The 20,386-nt window shown below is 40.2% G+C and carries 20 protein-coding genes; 15 read left to right on the top strand and 5 right to left on the bottom strand.

What is annotated here, in order from left to right; genetic code table 11:
* Positions 1-11 precede the first annotated feature (11 nt).
* The 9 genes from atpA (at position 12) to I6N96_RS02510 (ending at position 8,766) form a co-directional block, all read left to right on the top strand.
* The gene (gene atpA, locus I6N96_RS02550) at positions 12-1,571 is read left to right on the top strand and encodes a F0F1 ATP synthase subunit alpha (protein WP_209555927.1); all 1,560 of its coding nucleotides are present in this window, start codon (positions 12-14) and stop codon (positions 1,569-1,571) included.
* 14 nt (positions 1,572-1,585) lie between these two features.
* Positions 1,586-2,500, top strand: a complete 915-nt coding sequence (locus I6N96_RS02545; RefSeq protein WP_209555926.1) for a F0F1 ATP synthase subunit gamma — start codon at positions 1,586-1,588, stop codon at positions 2,498-2,500.
* Positions 2,501-2,701: 201 nt separating this feature from the next.
* Positions 2,702-4,108, top strand: a complete 1,407-nt coding sequence (gene atpD, locus I6N96_RS02540; protein WP_209555925.1) for a F0F1 ATP synthase subunit beta — start codon at positions 2,702-2,704, stop codon at positions 4,106-4,108.
* Positions 4,109-4,121: 13 nt separating this feature from the next.
* The gene (locus I6N96_RS02535; RefSeq protein ID WP_209556211.1) at positions 4,122-4,544 is read left to right on the top strand and encodes a F0F1 ATP synthase subunit epsilon; all 423 of its coding nucleotides are present in this window, start codon (positions 4,122-4,124) and stop codon (positions 4,542-4,544) included.
* A 428-nt stretch (positions 4,545-4,972) separates the two neighbouring features.
* Positions 4,973-5,209, top strand: coding sequence for a DUF1146 family protein (locus I6N96_RS02530; RefSeq protein ID WP_209555924.1), 237 nt, complete (start codon positions 4,973-4,975; stop codon positions 5,207-5,209).
* A gap of 102 nt (positions 5,210-5,311) precedes the next feature.
* A complete protein-coding gene (gene murA, locus I6N96_RS02525) occupies positions 5,312-6,610 on the top strand; it encodes a UDP-N-acetylglucosamine 1-carboxyvinyltransferase (protein ID WP_209555923.1) in 1,299 nt (432 codons plus the stop codon).
* A gap of 17 nt (positions 6,611-6,627) precedes the next feature.
* A complete protein-coding gene (locus I6N96_RS02520) occupies positions 6,628-6,804 on the top strand; it encodes a DNA-directed RNA polymerase subunit beta (protein ID WP_209555922.1) in 177 nt (58 codons plus the stop codon).
* A 416-nt stretch (positions 6,805-7,220) separates the two neighbouring features.
* A complete protein-coding gene (locus I6N96_RS02515; RefSeq protein ID WP_209555921.1) occupies positions 7,221-7,574 on the top strand; it encodes a PTS glucitol/sorbitol transporter subunit IIA in 354 nt (117 codons plus the stop codon).
* A 13-nt stretch (positions 7,575-7,587) separates the two neighbouring features.
* Positions 7,588-8,766 (top strand): AI-2E family transporter, encoded by a 1,179-nt coding sequence (locus I6N96_RS02510; protein ID WP_209555920.1) that lies wholly within the window; start codon positions 7,588-7,590, stop codon positions 8,764-8,766.
* Positions 8,767-8,963: 197 nt separating this feature from the next.
* Here I6N96_RS02510 and I6N96_RS02505 read toward each other — a convergent pair whose 3' ends face one another.
* Positions 8,964-9,584 (bottom strand): FMN-dependent NADH-azoreductase, encoded by a 621-nt coding sequence (locus I6N96_RS02505; RefSeq protein ID WP_209555919.1) that lies wholly within the window; start codon positions 9,582-9,584, stop codon positions 8,964-8,966.
* Positions 9,585-10,088: 504 nt separating this feature from the next.
* On the opposite strand from I6N96_RS02505, the gene I6N96_RS02500 reads away from it, so the two are divergent.
* From I6N96_RS02500 to manA, 5 genes are all read left to right on the top strand, one after another.
* Positions 10,089-10,664 (top strand): guanylate kinase, encoded by a 576-nt coding sequence (locus I6N96_RS02500; RefSeq protein WP_209555918.1) that lies wholly within the window; start codon positions 10,089-10,091, stop codon positions 10,662-10,664.
* Positions 10,665-10,818: 154 nt separating this feature from the next.
* The gene (locus I6N96_RS02495) at positions 10,819-11,469 is read left to right on the top strand and encodes an HAD family hydrolase (protein WP_209555917.1); all 651 of its coding nucleotides are present in this window, start codon (positions 10,819-10,821) and stop codon (positions 11,467-11,469) included.
* 496 nt (positions 11,470-11,965) lie between these two features.
* Positions 11,966-12,736, top strand: a complete 771-nt coding sequence (locus I6N96_RS02490) for a VOC family protein (RefSeq protein ID WP_209555916.1) — start codon at positions 11,966-11,968, stop codon at positions 12,734-12,736.
* An 11-nt stretch (positions 12,737-12,747) separates the two neighbouring features.
* Positions 12,748-13,773 (top strand): serine hydrolase domain-containing protein, encoded by a 1,026-nt coding sequence (locus tag I6N96_RS02485; RefSeq protein ID WP_209555915.1) that lies wholly within the window; start codon positions 12,748-12,750, stop codon positions 13,771-13,773.
* Positions 13,774-13,816: 43 nt separating this feature from the next.
* Positions 13,817-14,791, top strand: coding sequence for a mannose-6-phosphate isomerase, class I (gene manA, locus I6N96_RS02480; protein WP_209555914.1), 975 nt, complete (start codon positions 13,817-13,819; stop codon positions 14,789-14,791).
* Positions 14,792-14,865: 74 nt separating this feature from the next.
* Here manA and I6N96_RS02475 read toward each other — a convergent pair whose 3' ends face one another.
* The 4 genes from I6N96_RS02475 to I6N96_RS02460 form a co-directional block, all read right to left on the bottom strand.
* Positions 14,866-15,528, bottom strand: a complete 663-nt coding sequence (locus tag I6N96_RS02475; protein ID WP_209555913.1) for a hypothetical protein — start codon at positions 15,526-15,528, stop codon at positions 14,866-14,868.
* 197 nt (positions 15,529-15,725) lie between these two features.
* Positions 15,726-16,385: a type 1 glutamine amidotransferase gene (locus I6N96_RS02470; RefSeq protein ID WP_209555912.1), complete on the bottom strand. Its 660-nt coding sequence runs from the start codon at positions 16,383-16,385 to the stop codon at positions 15,726-15,728.
* The gene (locus I6N96_RS02465; protein WP_209555911.1) at positions 16,378-17,730 is read right to left on the bottom strand and encodes a Mur ligase family protein; all 1,353 of its coding nucleotides are present in this window, start codon (positions 17,728-17,730) and stop codon (positions 16,378-16,380) included. Before I6N96_RS02465 ends, I6N96_RS02470 begins: the two co-directional genes overlap by 8 nt.
* A 253-nt stretch (positions 17,731-17,983) precedes the next feature.
* Positions 17,984-19,384, bottom strand: a complete 1,401-nt coding sequence (locus tag I6N96_RS02460; RefSeq protein WP_209555910.1) for a TrkH family potassium uptake protein — start codon at positions 19,382-19,384, stop codon at positions 17,984-17,986.
* 381 nt (positions 19,385-19,765) lie between these two features.
* On the opposite strand from I6N96_RS02460, the gene I6N96_RS02455 reads away from it, so the two are divergent.
* Entirely contained in the window at positions 19,766-20,296 is a 531-nt protein-coding gene (locus I6N96_RS02455) for a helix-turn-helix domain-containing protein (RefSeq protein WP_209555909.1), read from the top strand.
* Positions 20,297-20,386: the final 90 nt, after the last annotated feature.

Genomic DNA, 20,386 nt, shown 5'->3' with positions numbered 1-20,386 from the left:
AGGTGACGCAGATGTCCATCAAAGCAGAAGAAATCAGTGCTTTAATTAAAGAACAAATTGAGCATTACCAACATGAATTGGCTGTTGAGGAAGTAGGAACAGTAACCTACGTGGGGGATGGGATTGCCCGCGCCCATGGATTGGAAAATGCGATGAGTGGTGAATTGCTGGAGTTTTCCAATGGTGCCTATGGTATGGCACAGAACTTGGAATCAAATGATGTCGGAATTATTATTTTAGGTGATTTTGAGTCTATTCGTGAAGGCGACAAAATCAAGCGTACAGGCAAAATCATGGAAGTTCCTGTAGGAGAAGCTTTGATTGGTCGTGTTGTAAACCCTCTGGGACAACCTGTAGATGGTCTGGGTGAAATCCATACAGACAAATCACGACCTGTAGAAGCAGCCGCTCCAGGTGTTATGCAGCGTAAATCAGTAAATGAACCAATGCAGACTGGTTTAAAAGCAATCGATGCACTGGTACCAATCGGAAGAGGTCAGCGTGAGTTAGTTATTGGTGACCGAAAAACCGGGAAAACATCGATTGCAATCGATACGATCATCAACCAAAAGGGTCAGGATGTTATTTGTATCTATGTAGCAATCGGACAAAAAGAATCAACTGTCCGTACGCAAGTAGAAACACTACGTAAATTCGGTGCAATGGATTATACCATCATTGTAACAGCAAGTGCCTCACAACCGGCGCCAATGCTGTATATCGCTCCTTATGCCGGAGCTGCAATGGGTGAAGAATTCATGTACAACGGCAAGCATGTATTGATCATTTTTGACGATCTGTCTAAACAGGCAGTTGCTTATCGTGAGCTTTCTCTGCTATTACGTAGACCACCAGGTCGTGAAGCATATCCAGGGGATGTTTTCTATCTACATTCACGTCTATTGGAAAGAGCTGCAAAGCTAAGTGATGATTTAGGCGGCGGTTCAATGACTGCTTTGCCATTTGTAGAAACACAAGCAGGAGATATTTCTGCATATATTCCAACGAACGTGATCTCTATCACGGATGGTCAAATATTCTTGGAAAGTGATCTATTCTATTCAGGTATACGTCCATCTGTTGATGCAGGTTTGTCTGTATCACGTGTTGGGGGTTCTGCTCAAATCAAAGCAATGAAGAAGGTCGCAGGAACACTGCGTCTTGATCTTGCCAGCTATCGAGAGCTTGAAGCCTTCACACAGTTCGGTTCCGATTTAGATGCTGCAACACAAGCAAAACTGAATCGTGGTCGTCGAACAGTGGAAATTTTGAAACAAAAATTGCATGCACCGTTAGCTGTGGAAAAACAGGTAATTATTCTGTTTGCTTTGACACGCGGCATGTTGGATAGTATCAGTGTTGATAAAGTATTGGATTTTGAAGAACAGTTATTTGATTATATCGATGGTAAAAATCCGGAGATATTTGAAGAAATTCGTACAACAAAAGATCTTCCTGATGAAGAAAAAATAAAAACAGTAATCAATGAGTTTAAAGAAGTCTTTAACGCTTCAAACAATACAGGTAAATCTGCAGTTGAAGAGCTGAAAGAGAAGATGTCAAACGCTTAGAGAGGTGAATGGAAATGGGCGCTTCATTGAATGAAATCAAACAACGTATTGCTTCAACGAAAAAAACCAGCCAGATCACTAAAGCAATGCAGATGGTCTCAGCTTCAAAATTGACGAAATCAGAAGCTGCTTCGAAAAACTTTCAGGAGTATGCCGCAAAGATCCGCTCGATCGTTACTCACCTTGTAGCGTCGCAATTGACGGATTTGGAAGAGCTGACAGATGATCCCAACTATCCTGAGTTGAATGATTACCATGCGATGCTGGCGACAAGACCCGTCAAAAAAACCGGGTATATCGTGATCACATCAGACAAAGGCTTGGTTGGCGGCTATAACAGCTCGATCTTAAAGCAGACCATGACGATGCTGGAAGAGGATCATGAGAATCAGGAGGAATATGTTCTGATTGCGATCGGCAGTGTCGGTGCAGATTTTTTCAAAACAAGAGGATACAACATTGCTTATGAGCTGAGGGGTTTGACAGATCAGCCTTCATTTGATGAGGTTCGAAAAATCGTTTCAGCAGCTACAGCGATGTATGACAGTGAAGTATTTGATGAACTGTATGTTTGTTACAACCATCATATCAATTCACTAACCAGTCAGTTTCGTGTTGAAAAAATGCTTCCGATCTCTGATTTGGACCCGGATGAGGATACAGGCTATGAGCAGGAATACATTCTGGAGCCATCGAAAGAAGCAATTCTGGATCACCTGCTGCCGCAGTACGCTGACAGCTTGATATATGGAGCAATCATTGATGCAAAAACGGCAGAACATGCTGCCGGAATGACAGCGATGAAGACAGCGACTGATAATGCGAAGACGATCATCAACGATTTGACGATTTCCTATAACCGTGCTCGACAAGGTGCGATCACACAGGAAATCACTGAGATCGTTGCAGGTGCAGCTGCACTGGAATAAATCGGCAGTGACAAGAAATGTCAAACCTAAAAAAAGACAACTATCTTTTGAGTGAAAGAGCTTGTCTAGAATCTCTGTTGCAGCTTATAGAGGAGCAAAACAGATGATGGAAGTATCTATCGGGTGTTTGTGTTTGACGTTCATTTTTGTTAGCACCATGCCGAAGAAACTGTGAAACTTAGTAAGACTGGAGGAAGAATCATGAGTTCAGGGAAAATTATTGAAGTAATTGGACCAGTAGTTGATGTTGAGTTCTCTTTAGATCAGCCGCTGCCTGACATAAATAATGCATTAGTCGTTTATAAAAACGGCAAAGAAAAACAAAAAGTAGTACTTGAAGTAGCCTTAGAGCTTGGAGACGGTGTTATTCGCTCCATCTCAATGGAATCCACAGATGGACTGCAAAGAGGTATGGAGGTTATCGATACTGGAAAACCTATTTCTGTACCTGTAGGGAAAGAAACACTGGGTAGAGTATTTAACGTTCTTGGAGATACGATCGATTTGGAAGAACCATTCCCGGAAGATGCAATAAGAAGCGGTATCCATAAAAAGGCTCCGACCTTTGATGAACTGAGTACCAGCAGTGAAATCCTTGAAACAGGAATTAAGGTTATCGACTTGCTTGCCCCTTATCTAAAAGGTGGTAAGGTTGGCTTGTTCGGTGGTGCCGGTGTAGGTAAAACGGTATTGATTCAAGAACTTATCCATAATATAGCGCAGGAGCACGGCGGTATTTCTGTATTCACCGGTGTAGGAGAACGTACTCGTGAAGGGAACGACTTGTACTACGAAATGAAGGATTCCGGTGTTATTGAAAAAACAGCGATGGTGTTCGGTCAGATGAACGAACCGCCAGGTGCACGTATGCGTGTAGCCTTGACAGGATTGACGATTGCTGAGTATTTCAGAGATGTAGAAGGTCAGGATGTACTGCTGTTTATCGATAATATTTTCCGGTTTACACAAGCTGGTTCTGAGGTTTCTGCACTGCTTGGACGTATGCCGTCTGCGGTTGGTTATCAGCCGACGCTTGCAACAGAAATGGGGCAGCTGCAAGAACGGATCACGTCAACTAAGAAAGGCTCGATTACATCTATTCAAGCAATCTATGTACCAGCCGATGACTATACTGACCCGGCTCCGGCAACAGCCTTTGCCCATCTGGATGCAACAACCAACTTGGAACGTCGTTTGACAGAACAAGGGATTTATCCTGCGGTAGATCCATTGGCTTCGTCTTCTAGTGCTTTGGCGCCTGAAATCGTTGGACAAGAGCATTATGAAGTAGCAACAGAGGTTCAGCATGTCCTGCAGCGTTATCGTGAATTACAAGACATTATTGCGATCTTGGGTATGGATGAGCTTTCTGACAAAGAAAAAGTTCTCGTGGGTAGAGCCCGTAGAATCCAGTTCTTCTTATCTCAAAACTTCAATGTAGCAGAACAATTTACAGGCCAGCCTGGTTCTTATGTACCTGTTGCGGAAACAGTGAAGGGCTTCAAAGAAATCCTTGAAGGAAAATATGATGATCTGCCAGAAGAAGCATTCAGAAGCGTCGGACAAATCGAGGATGTTATTGAAAAAGCGAAAACATTGAACTATTAGGAGGCGCAGCATGATGGAAGATGTATTAACTGTGAATGTGATGACCCCTGATGGTTTGGTTTATGATCACCATGCCAGAATCGTTGTTGCAAAAACAACGGATGGAGAGATTGGAATCTTGCCAAAGCATGCCCCGATCATTGTTCCTTTAGCAATCGATGAGGTTCGTGTGAAGCGTACGGATGCTGATACACACGTAGACTGGATTGCAGTCAACGGAGGTATCATGGAGGTTCGCGACAACATTGTATCGATCATTGCCGATAGTGCTGAAAGGGAACGGGATATTGACGTTTCCAGAGCTGAGCGTGCGAAATTGCGGGCAGAGAAGATGATTCAAGAAGCGAAGGAAAAAGAAAATATCGATGCGCTGAAACGGGCGAATGTTGCTTTGCATAGAGCGATCAATCGGATCAATGTAGCTAAGCATACATGATTTTTATATGAAATTAGGCTGAAAATGTCAATTTTGATGTAAAAAAATAACAGGTTGAATTTTTACCCGTTAATAATTCAGCTAAAAGTGGTCAAGGTGCCTGTAAAATAAAGGTACTTTGACCACATTCTATTTACATAAAGAGGATTTTTGTTGATAAATACAGCGTTTTATTTATTGCTTTAAGGATTTTTTTTGTTACTGATACAGGGGATTGCAGGAAAAATTTGAGTACGAATCTTATAATTTTCCTTTTTTTTGTGATACACTATCACTATGATTTATTAAGTAATCATTTTTTTGTTTGCTTTCTACTTTGGGAAATACAGAGTAGTAATGAGAAATGGCTACAAGAGAAAGTACATAAATTGGAATGCAGATGCAGCACATCTTCAGTTGTTTTCTGCAACAAAGTAAGGGGAGTGGCTATGCAGTTTTATGGAATGGATGCGTTTATTCGGATCATCGCCCATGTGCTGTTTATTTATCTGAGCTTCTGGACGCTTCAATCAATAAGAATCGACCAGTTTTTCAAGACCCAGCATGTCTCTCAGGTGCGTGTTCTGCTGATTTTGATAGCAATCGTTATGGGCTATACAGCAAGCTCATTCTTTCTGGAATTTATAGCTTTATGTCGGAATATTTTCCTGTCGTTTTTTCCTTAAGAGGTAAAATACAAAGAAAATATACAAATTTATAAAAAATAGTGGTATAATGGAAAAGATTTTGAGTAGGAAAAACCTATTCTTATTTTTGGAGGGAACGAAATGGAACAGATCGTTGTTCATGGCGGTAACCAATTAAAAGGAACTGTAAAAATAGAAGGTGCCAAAAATGCTGTGTTACCAATTTTAGCAGCAACACTCTTAGCAGATGAAGGAACAACTGTACTGAAAAATGTACCAATTCTTTCAGATGTTTTTACAATGAATCAGGTAATTAGACACTTAAATGTGGATGTTGACTTTAATCAAGAAGAAAATACTGTAGTGATCGATGCAACAAAACCATTAGGCATTGAAGCAAATTATGAGTATGTTAGTCAGATGAGAGCTTCTATTGTTGTTATGGGGCCTTTATTGGCTCGTAATGGTCATGCCAAGGTAGCAATGCCGGGTGGTTGTGCAATTGGAAAACGTCCAATCGATCTTCATTTAAAGGGATTTCAAGCTTTAGGCGCTGAAATCATTCAAAAGAATGGCTATATCGAAGCGATTGCAAAGGAATTAAAGGGAAACACGATTTACCTGGACTTCCCTAGTGTTGGTGCAACTCAAAATATCATGATGGCTGCTGTTCGAGCAAAAGGAACAACCATCATTGAAAACGTAGCTAGAGAACCTGAAATCGTTGATTTGGCTAACGTACTGAATAAGATGGGTGCGCATGTCTATGGTGCCGGTACGGAAATGATGCGTATCGAAGGTGTAGATAAGCTGCATGCTGTTGAACACTCTGTTGTACAGGACCGCATTGAAGCAGGAACCTTTATGGTTGCGGCTGCTATGACAGAAGGAAATGTTCTGATTGAAGAAGCTATTATTGAACATAATCGTCCATTAGTCTCTAAGCTTACTGAGATGGGCGCAATCGTTCGTGAAGAAGAAGACGGAATCCGTGTAATTGGTCCTAAAGAAATCAAACCAACGGATATTAAAACATTACCTCATCCGGGATTCCCGACAGATATGCAGGCGCAGGTAACTGCTATGCAGGTTCTGGCAAAGGGATCAAGCGTTGTAACAGAAACAGTATTTGAAAATCGCTTCCAGCATTTGGAAGAAATGCTGCATATGAATGCAGATGTTCAAATCGATGGTAATGTTGCCATCATCAATGGCGGGAAGAAGCTTCAGGGAGCTGCTGTCAATGCGACAGATTTAAGAGCTGCTGCAGCATTGATTCTCTTGGGATTGCGTGCTGAAGGTGTTACGCGCGTTTCTCATCTTGAGTATCTGGATCGCGGTTATTATGAGTTCCATAAAAAGCTGCAGGCTTTAGGCGCAAAAGTGGAGCGTGTGAATGACAGTGCTGTTGAAGAAAAGAAAGCTTCAGCTGTTCACTAAGATAGGAGTAGTTAGATATGAGTTCGACACGCTATATAATAGTGACGTTGTTGAAAATTTTAGTAGTTATTTCATTGATTCTCATCTTGTTTGTTACCGGTACAATGATTGGGTACGGGATAGTAGGCGGCGGGAATCCTATGGATGTCTTTAATAAGGACGTATGGACTCATATTCTCGACTTTTTCAAGTAGTACCTACTGTTCTCCTCAGTTTCAAGAATCATGGAGAGATATGTTTAGAATAATCATTTGTTGAATGTATGAGCTGTTGCATGGTATGCGGCAGCTCTTTTTATATTTAGATTGGATTTTGATATGGAAAAATACTTTCTATGCTATAATGAAAAGTAAGATGGAAAGAAAGTTGTTATCTTTCTAAAAAACAGTGAAAAGTGGGTAGATTCACTCTTGGGGATCGATTTTACGGTTGCTGTTTTTTGTATTTAATAAGGATAATGAATGGCTGGTTTGCAGGTAATCTGAGGATTTCTAAATGGAATAATCCCAAAATCTATCTACAGCAGCGATCTATCACAACCGTACAGTAACAGAAGTGTCTCTGTTTCAGCGGTCATTATGTACCACACTAGTTAGAGGAGGAAGTATTGATGAAAGCAACGGTAACTGAAATTGGCGAACACGCTCTTGATGGAAAAGAGCCGATGATCATTCTTTTTGGTGAGAGAGCAACAGACAGCCTGAAGGAGTATTCTGTGATTCAGAAATTTGAAGAGTCAGGTGAACTGGATGTAAAGGTAGGCGATCAACTGAAGATCGACGAGATAGTTTACAGCGTTGAACACGTTGGGTCTTTTGCCAACGCTAATCTAAATAGTATTTCCCATGTGACGCTTGTTTTTTCAGAGGTTCCCGAAGAGGATGCTGTAGTGAACGGCATTTATTTATCGCCGACAACTGTGCCGACTGTTAAAGTAGGTTCAGTTATCGAATATATAAGCTAAGGAGCGTGGTAGGATGTCAGAAAAGCAACAAGAGAAAAAAGAAAGTCGGCTTTCCTGGTTTTGGCGTTGGTTTTTGAACAATCAAGTGGTGACCGCGCTTTTGATCGTATTGCTGGTGTTATTGATTCTTTTGATTTTTACAAAGGTTTCTCATTTGTTTACACCTGTGTGGCAGTTCATTGGTGTTGTGGGTCTTCCAATCATTATGTCGGGAATTCTTTATTATCTATTGAATCCGATTGTTGATTATCTTGAAAAGAAGAAAGTGCCGAGAGCTTGGAGTATTATCGGCTTGTTCGTCGTCGTCGTTGCCTTGATTGTTTGGGGCGTTGTCGTGATCGTACCTGAAATTCGAAGTCAGGTATTGAGCTTTGCCAATAATTTTCCTAAGTACATCGACACGATCGATAGTAAGACACAGGAAATATTAAGCGATCCTTTATTTGGACAACTGAGGGAGCCGTTAGAGGATATGGGAGAGAAGCTGACCAATTCTTTAGGAGATATTCTTAAAAATGTATCAACGTCAACTGTGCAAGGTTTGGGAAGCTTTTTTGGAGCGGTTGCCTCTGTTGTAGTAGCAGTTTTTACAATGCCTTTTATCTTGTTTTACTTGCTGAAGGATGGGAAGAAGCTGGCGCCGTTTTATATTAAGTTCTTACCGAATAAGATGCGTCGTCCGACATTGAAAGTATTGTCTGAAATGAATGAGCAGGTTTCTTCTTATATCAGAGGTCAGTTGACAGTAGCGTTTGCAGTGGCAGTGATGTTTGTGATTGGTTTTTCTGTCATTGGCTTGGAATATTCAATCACCTTAGGGATCATTGCCGGGTTTTTGAATCTGATTCCGTATCTAGGTTCGTTTCTTGCAATGATTCCGGCGGTCTTTCTGGGCATTGTAGGAGGTCCTGTTCTTTTGATTCAGGTCTTGATCGTGTTCATTATAGAGCAGACAATTGAAGGACGAGTAGTTTCTCCGCTTGTTCTAGGCAGTCAACTGGATGTTCATCCAGTAACGATCTTACTTGTTCTTTTGACTTCAGGCAAGCTGTTTGGAATTGCAGGAGTGATTCTGGGGATTCCGGTTTATGCTGCAGCTAAGGTGATCATCAAAAATGTATTTGAATGGTATAAAGAAGTTTCCACTCTTTATTATGAAGATGATGAAGAGCAAAACGATATGAAAACTTAACTAAAAAAAGAAGAGGCTGAGACAGAAGTGTTTAGCTACAAGCAATAAGCCGGAATTCACGAAAATTGTTTCACAAATTTTTGTTGAATTCCGGCTTATTGTCGTAGGAGCTACTTCTGACTCGCCGTTTACTCGGATTTAGGGTATGGAAAAGAGTGGCAACAGATTATTGTCCCACTCTCTTATTTTTGAGCTTTTTAGAAATTCTTACCTAATTCAGCAGCCTTTTGCAATGCATCGTTCATCAACTCTTCTGAACGTTCTGGTGCATAGTCGATTCCCTCAATGAATAATTGCTGAACGTCGCTGATACCAATGAAGTTCAAGATTCCTTTTACATATTGAGAAGAAAAATCGTTTCCTTCGTAAACACCACCGTTGGATTGGATATGAAGGACAGTTTTACCTTCAGCTAAGCCTTTAGGTCCTTCTTCAGTGTATTTGAAGGTTTTACCTGCAACATTGATTGTATCGATCCATGCCTTCAAACGAGTAGGAACATTCAGATTCCAAAGTGCATTTGCGATAACAACTTTATCTGATCCCAAGAATTGTTCTGTAAGATCATTGAATTTAGAAATTTTTTCCTGTTGGGAAGTACTTAAGCTTGTAAACTCTGCTCCTGCACGCAATGCATTCCAACCAGAAAGCAATTCTTCATCAATTTCGGGAATTGCTTCAGAATAGACATCAAGGATATCTATTTGGTCATCAGTGTGAGTTTCCTTGTACCCTTCTAAAAATGAGTCCAAAGCACGGACAGAACGAGATTCCTCTTTTGTAAGTGGGTGAGCTTTAACAACTAATAATTTTGACATGTATATTCTCCTTTTCTTATCGGTTCAAAGATCTCTATTTCCAGTCTAATAATAATATGAAAAAAGAGACAATGACTTTGAGTTGCTCCATATAAATTCTGCTAAATCATTCCTTGGGGGAAAAGTAATCTTAGCTATCATATAAACAAAGAAATACCATTCACCTATAGATTTAACAGTTTACATAGATTAAAACATTATCATTTTACTAATAAAAAGTAAGAGAAGCAATTTATTTGCCTGAGAGAAAAAAAGTTCTGATTTTATATAAATCTTACTTCTTCTATCAGACACTTTAGGCAAAGGTGATTTTTTCCATGATGAATTTTTAATAGGTTTCGTATAGAAGGAAAAGCCTGTTGCAAATAATGTTACTGAAGCTGAAAAAATGCTATGATTGAGAAAATTCAAACAGATGCGGTCACTGTTTATGCAAATGGAGTGACTGTATGAAAGACATGAATAGTGTGCTGAATCACTCACTTTGAAGAGGAGGAGACGGAGATGACAGAAAAAAAGATCACTTACCCAATATTTATCATCATGGGTGCCAGTGGTTCTGGAAAGACAAAAATAACTGAGCTGGCATTCCCTAAAGAAGCGAAAATCGTTTCCTTCACGACTAGAAAGAAACGGTGGCGTGAAGAAGAGGGGATCGATTACTACTTTATAAATCAGCAGCAGTTCGAGAAGTTGATCGAGGGAAACCAGCTGATTGAATATGATCTGTACGACGGTAATTATTATGGCGTCGGTCGAGAAGAAATCCTCCGAAAGGCAAAGAAGCATGTCGTTTATAACGTATTGACCTTGAAGGGGTTTCAGACACTTAGGGCGGAACTTGGAGAACAGGTCATCCCTGTATTCTTAGATGTATCAAAGAAAAACATACTAAAACGGCTGAAAAAGAGAAATGAGTCTGAGGAGTCGATAAAGAAAAGAAGTGCCATCTATGAAAAGGATATGGAGATAAAAAAAGCACTTCAAGTATATGATAATCTTTATATCATCGATGGCGATCAGAACATTCAAACGACAGTAACTGAGCTGAAACAGATCATCAGTATTTATGAAAAATAAGAGATGAAGAAAAGCTATCTGAAGCAGCCGCTTACACTGAATTAGTCTGAAAAATATAGTTTTTATCAAATACTATTTACTTTCGGCAGTGAATGGTTCAGAATTTAGGGTGAGATTAGAAAGTCCTAAATGCGAAAGGTGAAGGTGGATGAGTATGAAAGCAGTTATTTTTGATATGGATGGTGTTCTGGTGGATTCGGAATATACTTTTTTGGAGTCGAAAACAGCACTGCTCAAAGATGCAGGCTATGAAAAGGATGTCAGTTATCAGTATCAGTTCATGGGGACAACCTTCGAGTTCATGTGGTCAAAGATGAAGGAGGAGCTAGGGCTGCCTTTGTCAGTAGGTGATTACATTGAAGAGATGAATCAACGAAGAGAAGAAATGATCGAGAGGGATGGGATAAAGGCAATTCCTCACGCGGTACAGGTGGTACAAAGACTATCAGAAGCAGGCTTCAAATTAGCAGTGGCCTCTTCTTCGCCAAAGGTGGAGATTGAACGCGCGATGAACGCGTTAGATATTGCTAAATTTTTTGATATTCTTGTCAGTGGAGAAGAAGTGGCTCATTCTAAACCGGCACCAGATGTTTTTTTACGAGCTGCAGCGCTTTTGGAAATTAATCCAAAGGATTGTCTGGTTTTTGAAGACACAAGAAACGGCAGTCGTGCAGCCAAGGCAGCTGAAATGTACTGCATCGGCTTTGAAAATCCAGAGTATCCTGCACAGGATTTGTCTGCTGCAGATGAAGTGATCCATGATTTCCAAGAGGTCAGTATTGAACGTGTAAAGCAATTGACTTAAGTCGCATGAATGGAAAGTTTTTTATAGACAGGTTGTGTGGAAATTAACGAGAAATTCAGCTGATAGCAGTGGCTGGTGAATAAGGAGAAATTGCTCTAATGAAAAGAGGAAGATGACTGAGGATTGAAAGGCTGTATACGACTGAGTTTCGTGTGTATATTGGAGAAAGCAATGCGTTCGGTTTTAGGTGGGCCAATTGCTGAATGTGGCAATATGTACATCTGAAAGTTGGATATGAAAAATGAATCTGCATTTAGAGGAGAGAACAGTTTTCGAATAGATTACTGTTTCCTCCTCATTTTCTTTGACCAGTATAAGTTGTCGATCTGAAAATATAGCGATATCATTAACACTTTGAACGTATCAGCTTTTGGTGTGAATAACGAGATTGGTCTAGCTGGAAAAAAGAGGCGGGATTTAAACTATATTAGTTGCTGAATTTGGCACAAATGATACAATAGAATAGAATATCAGAGCGAAAGGAGGAGGATTTGTTTTGGACTATCAATTAGCGGACAATGCCTCTTTGAAGACGATTGCATTTAGGATCAATGATAATTATAAGATGGTCGATTTTTATAAAAATATTGTTGGATTGACTCTGAAAAGCGAAGAGAACGGATTATCGATTTTTGGATCAAGTAAAGAAAAAACACAGGTATTGATTTTAGAAGAGGCAGAGACGTTTACTCATTCAAACGTCCATTTTTCTGTCCATATATATTCTGAAGAAGAGTGGCTGGCGATCGTGCAGCGTTTTTCTGAGCATGGTTACCCCATCGAAAAAAGTATGGAAGATGAGAAACAGAAAAGTATCTTCATCACTGATCCTGAAATGAACGAGATCGAATTTTATTTTCTAAAGGAAGCAGCAGATGCGAGTGAGGAGCAGCAAGAGATTCTTGCATTCCAGGAGGAAGAGGAGACAGGGAATGTTGTTCAAGTCAGCCTAAATACCGTGGATGCTCAGCTAAGTAAAACGTTTTATGAAGAGGTTCTGGGACTGAAGGACATTGGAGAAAAAATGTTAAGCTTAGGTAGTCAAAACGTTGTATTTCAGCTGTTGGAAAATGAGCCTTTGGAGGGCAGAGCTGATCTGGGCTGGAATTTTTTCGTTGTTGATTTAGATGGAAAAGAAGAAATCGAAAAATTGATGTATCACTTGGAGCAGAAGAAACAAGACTTCTTCATTGATAACAAGCGGTCGATTTTGACTGTTTTTGATATCAATGGAATCGAATGGTGGTTCACAAAAAGCAAAGTTTGAGGTCAAACAGAATGTATGAAAAAACGAAGCAGTTGATTGACGTTTACTTGAAAGAAAATGTATTTCCTGGTGTGTCCTTTTCCTTTTTGAAAAATGGTGTAGGAGAAGCTGAAACAAAAGGTTTGGCACAGATTTTTCCGGAAAAAGAGCAGCTGACGAATCAGCTGCTCTTTGATGTTGCTTCATTGACGAAGGTCATTTGCACAACAACTGTCGTTCTTCAATTGATGGAAGAAGGCTTGGTTCAATTGGATAATCCTATCAAGGAATATTATCCAGTATTCGGTGACCCAACGATTACAATCCGGCATTTATTAACACACACAGGAGATATCAATACGTATATTGAAAACAGAGATTCTTTGTCACAGGAAGAGCTGATTACTGCCTACAATCAGGTCAGGTCTGGAGAACAGCTGGGGAAAGTATCTAAATATACAGATACTGGAACGATCTTACTAGGCTTGATGCTGGAGGAGATATTACAAAAGCCTGCTGTTGCGATTTTCCAAGAGAGAGTACTGATACCTCTTCAAATGACAAGCAGCTGTTTTCTTCCTGATGATCCATCTAAAACAGTACCGACAGAGGTGCATCCTGCTAGAGGATTGATCAGAGGGCAGACTCATGATCCCAAAGCCTTTGTGCTTGCTGAGCGTGCTGGAAATGCTGGATTATTTACCAACTTGACAGATCTAGAGAAATTTGTAACTATGTATCTGAACAAAGGAATTTATGATGGTCTCCAATTTTTGCAGGAAGCAACGATTCTTGAGCTGCTGAAGGATCATTCCTTTGCAGAAAATCATCCCCGCTCTCTTGGCTGGGATTTAAAAAAGGGCACTGATGGAACCATGTACCTGTTTCATACAGGCTATACTGGAACATTTATTTTAATGGATATTTTATCACAGGAAGCATTCATCTTTTTGTCTAACAGAGTTCATCCTGTAGATAAGCGGGCAGAGTATATAGAAAAGAGAAATCAGCTCATTCAGCTTTACCTTGAAGAAAAGGAAAAGACTGCCCATGTGTAACAAAACTGATAAAAAAAAGAACTGCGGAGGAGTAAAAATCAATATGAATCAACCATTGTTTTTAAAACCTGTTTTTCAAGAAAAAATCTGGGGTGGAAATCGCCTGCATACTGTTTTCGGTTTTGATTTACCGAGTGACCGAATTGGTGAAGACTGGGCGATCAGCGCTCATCCTCATGGTGTAGGAACTGTGATCAACGGTGAGTTCGCCGGTAAGAAGCTGGATGAGCTTTGGCAAGACCATAGAGAGCTGTTTGGGAATGCTTCCGGCGATGTTTTTCCTCTACTGATAAAAATACTTGATGCAGAGGATGATCTTTCTGTTCAGGTTCATCCGGACGACACATATGGATTGAAGCATGAAGGTGAGCTTGGCAAGACAGAGTGTTGGTATATCATCGACGCTGAACCTGGTGCATCGATCATTTATGGGCATCATGCGAAGACACGTGAAGAGTTGGCAGAAATGATCCATGAAGGAAAATGGGATGATTTGCTGACAAAAGTTCCAGTCAAAAAAGGCGACTTTTTCTATGTACCAAGCGGCACGATCCATGCTATCGGCAAAGGGATCATGATTTTGGAAACACAGCAAAGCAGTGACACAACCTATAGAGTCTATGACTATGATCGGACAGATGACAGCGGCAACCCAAGAGAGCTGCATTTGCAACAGTCGATTGATGTGACAACTGTTCCTGCGAAGGCACCGACGCTGCAGATCCAACAGCAGAATCAAGGGCAATCAGCCGTGGTGACTTATCTGAAAACAGAGTTTTTCAATGTATATGAATGGCTGGTTAAAGGAACGTTGAAGCTGAAAAAGGGCGCTCCCTACACCTTGGCAACAGTGATCGAAGGTGCCGGAAGTCTAGTTATCGAGAAGGAAAACCCAACTCAAAATGAAAGCTATGAACTGAAGAAGGGTGACAGCTTCATTCTTCCATCTGATATTGAGAAATGGCGTATCGAAGGGGACCTGACAATCATTGCGTCAGAGCCTGGGGAAAAAGCGTAAGGAATTCAATGGAAAATATAAGACCATGCAATAAAACAAGCAGCAACCTGTTTGTTTTATTGCATGGTCTATTCTTATGAAGAAGGCAGGCAGCTCCAAGCTTCTGCAATTTCGATAACATCGTTTTCATTTGGTGAATCAATATCTTCCTCATTATTTTCATTCTGCAAATTATACTCACTATAATAGATATCCAGATCGTTTTCTTCCTCTGTAGGAACGCCCAGATCGATGACAACGCCGTATCCCTCGATGTATTCAAAGGCTCGGACGACTTCTCCATCTTCACATTTGCCCCACGCATAACAATCCGATACTCGATGGTTCACAAAAAAACAGATAGAGGCGAAATTCTCACTGAGTTTTTTTAGAACAGTAAGCTTCTTCTCGTCCGTGCAATTGCTGTCTCTCAAGAGCGCCCAATAAGCAGCGGCATCTTCTGCAGCATCATTTATCGCTGTGACTTTAGAAAAATCAACGATAGAATCAAGTATATTTTGAACGAAGACCCAGCCATTCCAGCTTTCGGTAACTTGAAAATCACGATAGCCGAGCGCCATAATTGCCTCAGCGACTTCTATTGATGAAGCTGATTCAACAGCAAGCCAAGTAGTTTTATAACCAAATGGAGTAAGAGGGACTATTTTGTAAAATTGCGGGGGTGTAGCAGCTGTTTCATTTTTCTCAATGCTCTTTTTTGTAGTGCGCCTTTTTTCTTCCTTAAACCATCCAAACATTTTTCATCCTCACCTCATAAAGTAATAGACTCATTCGTTATATATAGGGTACCAATGAGAATAAGCGCTGTCAATGCATTCATAGCGCTTAAAGGCTGGATGAAACATTGGTCGTTTCATCCAGCCTTTATCTGATGGTTACAGAATATCGTATATTTTTTTGAGGAAACGAGAAACAGTGATGCTGTTGTCTCGTTTTATTTCCCATATTTTCTTTCAAGTGCGGTGTTGATTAGTCGCATAGCAAGATTTTCATTGCGAGATAGAATCGGACCATGGAAATAAGAACCGAATACATTCTTATAAATCACACCTTCAGAGCCGTCTTCGGCGTTGTTTCCTTGGCCTTCGATAACTTTTCCGAGAGGACGTTCTCCTTCACCAAGGAAGGTACGACCATTGTGATTCTCAAAGCCATAATAAGTTTCATCGAATTCTTCGTTATGGATCACGATATCGCCAATGTAACGATTGTTTTCCTGACTGATCGTGTAATGATCCAGTGCGCTGATTCCTTTGATTTTCTGACCATCTGCACCAATATAATAGTGCCCCAGTAGTTGATAACCGCCGCAGATTGCTAATATGACACCGTCATCTTCAATAAAGCTGGTAAGAGCTTCTTTTTTTGATTGGATATCTTGAGAAACAATCAACTGTTCAAAATCCTGACCGCCGCCGAAAAAGACAAGATCATATTTTTCAGGATCGAAGGGCTCATAGATACTGACAATTTCTGAATGGAAAGCAATACCATTTTGCTCAGCCAGATATTTCAGCATCAGCAGGTTTCCATTATCTCCATACGTATTCAGCAGGTTTCCATAAAGGTGACAGACACGTAATTCTTTAGACACTGTTCATTCCTCCTTGGATATAGCCTTGAGCAGTCAATGACTTACGCAGCTGTAAAACAGCAGTGTAAGTAGCTAAAATATAGACATTCTCAGTAGGAAGCTCTTTGATTGCTGTGATCACTTCTTCAAGATCTGCAATTTCTGTCAGTTTTTCCTCAGGGATACCGGCAACCTTCAAACGTAGTGCCATATCCTTATGACGATCACCGCCGGCAATGACTGCCGGAATATCCATGTCAGCAAAGGCCTCGTGATTGCCATCCCAAATCCAGCTGACGTCGATGCCATCTGCGTAGTTGGCATTCAACAAGGAAACCAGAGAGAAGGAATATGGAGAAAGTCCCATCATGTCAACAACCTGATTCAAGCCGACAGGGTTTTTTACAAGGACAAGTGTACAGCGCTTATCACCAATTTGAATAACTTCTTGTCTGCCGAATACCTTTTCATCGTAGCTCAGTCCGGCTTTGATTTTTTCAGAAGAAACGCCATAATGCTCGGCAACCGCTGTTGCTGCAAGGGCATTATAGACATTGTACATCCCGCCGACAGCAATCTCATAAGTCCCGCCGTCAATCACAAATTTCGCCGACACATTATCCATGTCCACCATCTCTGTTAGCTGAACATCTAATTCAGGTCGTTTGAAATCACAATTCGGACAGTAGTATTTCCCGAGATTTGCATAAGTGATCATTTTATAGTGCAGGATATGGTGGCATTTAGGACAAAGAACGCCGTCCGTGTTGTAGTGAGCCATCTGCTCATGATCCGGTTCATGATTGAATCCATAGTATTTACGTGGATTTACTGTATCAACAGAGTTGAAAATCGGTGAATCACCATTACAGAGAATGGTTGCCTCCGGTGAAGCCGAAGCTCCTTCAACGATCATTCGATAGGTGGTATAGATTTCTCCATAACGGTCCATCTGATCGCGGAAAATATTGGTAAACAAAAATAATTTTGGCTTAACATATTTTGTGACAGTACTCAAGCTTGCTTCATCGATTTCCAATACTGCAAATTTTTTCTGTCCTTTTTTAGGTTTCGCTGTCAGGAAGGTTGAGACGATTCCCTGTGCCATATTGGCTCCTGTAGGGTTGGTTAATACGTGATCAAATTCTTGTCGTAATATATTCACTGTAAGCGCCGTTGTCAGTGTTTTTCCGTTTGTTCCGGTCACAACAACGATCTCATAGTCCTTTGCCAGTGTATCCAAAATTTTAGGGTCTATTTTTAATGCCAGCTGTCCGGGATAACTGCTTCCGCCCTTGAAAAAGGTTTGGAGTACCCATTGCGAGGTTTTCCCAGCTAGAATAGCAAGTTGGCTTCTAACGCCCATGATATCTCCTCCATCAATTAGAGTGAACAATCAATTGCTGATTGGATTAAACTCAACCTATAATAACATAATTAGAGGGTCGTGACAAAGCGGTCTGTCTTTTGAAGTTGAAGTGCTAAATGGCTGATTTTATACTAGAAAAAATCAAAGGATAGGCAATTGATAAAGAGAAATGAAAAGAGCTAATTGCTGTCTACACGGTGTGAAACGTGTGATAGCAGTTAGCTCCTTTTAGCTGTGAAACAGCTGTTTATTACCCAATAATGATCTTTTCAGAAGGGTATTCGTAGCCTAAATCTCGAGTTTCTTTAGGAATGAACAACATCAAAGTATAGAGCATGCCGATCCGACCGATAAACATCAAAAGCAGGATCATGATTTTACCCACGCTAGTTAGATCTTCCGTGATTCCTAATGATAGCCCGGTTGTTCCAAAGGCTGAAGCGACCTCTACAATGATTGCAATCAGCGAATGTTCTTCTGTCGCGGATAGGAAGACGACTGAGAAGAAGCACATCAATAAGGAAAGCATAAACACAACGATTGATTTCTTTACATCATCTTCATCAATTCTACGACCAAAAACATTCACGTTATCCTCACTTTTTAAGAAAGAATAAAGATATAAGCCAATGATGGCAATAGTCGTTGTCCGAACACCGCCGCCTACAGAACTCGGACTACAGCCGATAAACATCAGCATTGAGAATATAATCAGGGTGGTGACCTGAAAATCACTCAGCTGATTGATCTGCAAACCAGCGTTTCTGGTGGTCATCGAGTAAAACATAGAAGTGATCCATCGATTGGTTTCAGTCATTCCTGCAAATAAATGATTACGTTCCAGTAAATAGATCAGTAATGTACCGCCAATGAAGAGAATGACAAAGGCCAACAAGGCGATTTTACTAAATAGAGAAAAACGGAAAGGCAGCCCATGCTTCTCCTTTTTGAAGAATAGCCACTCACGAAATTCCATCAACACTGGAAAACCAATCCCACCTATAAAAATCAAAAACATCATGATGATCAAGAATAGGTAATCATTGGCAAATGGGATGATCGAATCTCCGGTAACATCAAAGCCGGAATTAGTAACTGCTGAGATCGATTGGTAGAAACCATAAAAAATCGCATCTCTCCAATTGTCATAATGATCGGAAAAATAGAAATAAATGGAGAAGAAAGCTCCGAAAATCACCTGAAACCAAAGGAGAATAGAAAAAGTAATGCGAATCAAACGGACGATCCCGCTTAATTTCGGCTGATTCATATCTGTCATGATCAGCTGTCGCTGCTTTAGGGTGATTCTGCGTTTAGATAAAATAATAAATGCAGTAGAGATCATCATGATCCCCAGACCGCCTACTTGAAAAAGGACTTCAAGCAGCACGATGCCTCGATCGTTAAAAACAGCATGGATATCAAAGGTTGTCAGTCCAGTTACACTAACTGTACTGATCGCCATAAAAAACATATCTAGAAACGATACCTGTGATCCGGGAACTCTGAAAACAGGTAAGTAGAATAGTAATAGTGAAACAAACGTCATCAGCACATAATAGCTGACGATGATCTGGATTGAAGAAAAATGCTCTTGAATAAACTGACGAACTTTTTTTTGAGAGCGCCAGAGAAAACGACTGAAAATCATGGTAAGCCTCCTACAATATCAATAGAATAAGTATAGCAGAAAAAAACTTTTGCGGAACCAATAAACACAGAGGAAATATTGTTTACGCAAGAAAATAGTAGGGAGAAATCATAGATTCAAATTTTTTCTAGAGAAAGTAGTTATAGGCACAGGATGAATCATCCTATAAAATAAAGAAGATGAACTCAAAAAATCGAAGCAGAAAAAGTATTTATTATAGGAAAAGAGCGGAAGCGTTCAAAAGAATAAAAAAAGTGTTTGGAAAGCTTAGTTTATTCACTGTGCAACAGGTATGTGCGCAAATGCAACAGATTCGATATTGCAGCTTTTATGAATATTTTCTACTATAACTATTGAGATAAAAAGAAGCGGAGGTAAAAAATGTTTAGTGACAAATTGAAGGAACTAAGAATGAAAAAAGGAATTTCCCAAGAAGAATTATCTGAATTACTTGATGTTTCCAGACAGTCCATTTCCCGATATGAGAATGGTTCTTCTCAGCCTGGTTTTGATAAATTACTATTGCTGTCTAAGTATTTTGAGGTATCGATCGATTTCTTATTAGATAATACATTGAAAGAAAAAAACTCTGAACCAATCAAATTCGAAGGTAAAAATAAAATAACTATAACCAGCAAAATTGATGGAAGAGTATCTTCCTTTTACAAATTTGTTTTATCTCCGGTAATGGGAAAAAAGGCCTATCATCCTGAAGTTTTACTAATGGGTGTCGACAGTCACAGCTTTTGGGGAGACAGTACGTTGATGTTAGGGTGGTATAGAGATAAAGCCGATGCTGAGAAAGAACTTAGGGAAATACTGGAATCTATGTCACAAGGAAAATCAGTTTATGATTTACAGCATTGCGTTACTGTGAGAAAAAGAGGATTCTTTGATATGGAAATGGAGTAATGGGGACGTATAGCATAATATTAGAATAAGGCTGACAAATACAACAGAAGAGAGAATTGTCCCGTGGATCAAAGTGAGATAACCTCTCTT

The organism is Enterococcus larvae, assembly GCF_017830045.1.
Classification (GTDB): Bacteria; Bacillota; Bacilli; order Lactobacillales; family Enterococcaceae; genus Enterococcus_L; species Enterococcus_L larvae.
This window is presented reverse-complemented; position numbering and strand designations above follow the sequence as displayed.